Source organism: Pseudoalteromonas sp. SR41-1 (assembly GCF_014164015.1).
In the GTDB taxonomy this organism is placed as follows: Bacteria; Pseudomonadota; Gammaproteobacteria; order Enterobacterales; family Alteromonadaceae; genus Pseudoalteromonas; species Pseudoalteromonas distincta.
In genome coordinates, this window is the sequence record NZ_JACJEK010000054.1 from 1 (window position 1) to 605 (window position 605).

Annotated in this window: 1 protein-coding gene; it reads left to right on the forward strand. The window is 51.2% G+C overall.

Annotation, left to right across the window (positions count from 1 at the left end; translation table 11 throughout):
* A partial coding sequence (locus tag H5118_RS20410; protein WP_182749997.1) for an Ig-like domain-containing protein occupies positions 1-605 on the forward strand: 605 nt, incomplete at both ends.

Sequence of the window (605 nt, forward strand, 5' to 3'; positions counted from 1 at the left end):
ACGTGGTCAATCCCTGTACCGGTAGCACTTGCAGAAGGTACATACACCGTAAGCGCGAGTGTTGAAGATACCGCAGGCAACGACACCACCGCAACAGGCGCAGGTGAAATAGATACCACTGCACCGACACTTGTACTTACCAGCCCAGGCTCAAGTAATGACATCACCCCGACACTCAGTGGCACAAGTGATGCCGTTGAAGGCACGGTTATTAACTTCACGGTTGTGGACGATCAAGGCAATACACAAACCTTTACCACCACTGTGGATGCCGATGGTAACTTCTCTGTAGAAGTACCGACTGCACTGGCAGAAGGGCCGTACACGATCACCGCCAACATCAGCGATGTGGCAGGAAACAGCACCGATATTACCGGCAACGGCACCATTGATACCACAGCACCAAGTGTGAGTGTAGATGCGCCATTATTAACAAATGACAGCACGCCAACTGTGACAGGCACCAGTGATGCGCCTAACAGCACCATCACGGTGACGTTTACAGATGCAGCAAATGCCACTCAAAGCATTGATGTACAAACCGATGCCAATGGTAACTGGAGTGCGACACCAACAGGCACATTAGCCGAAGGGAATTATAGCGT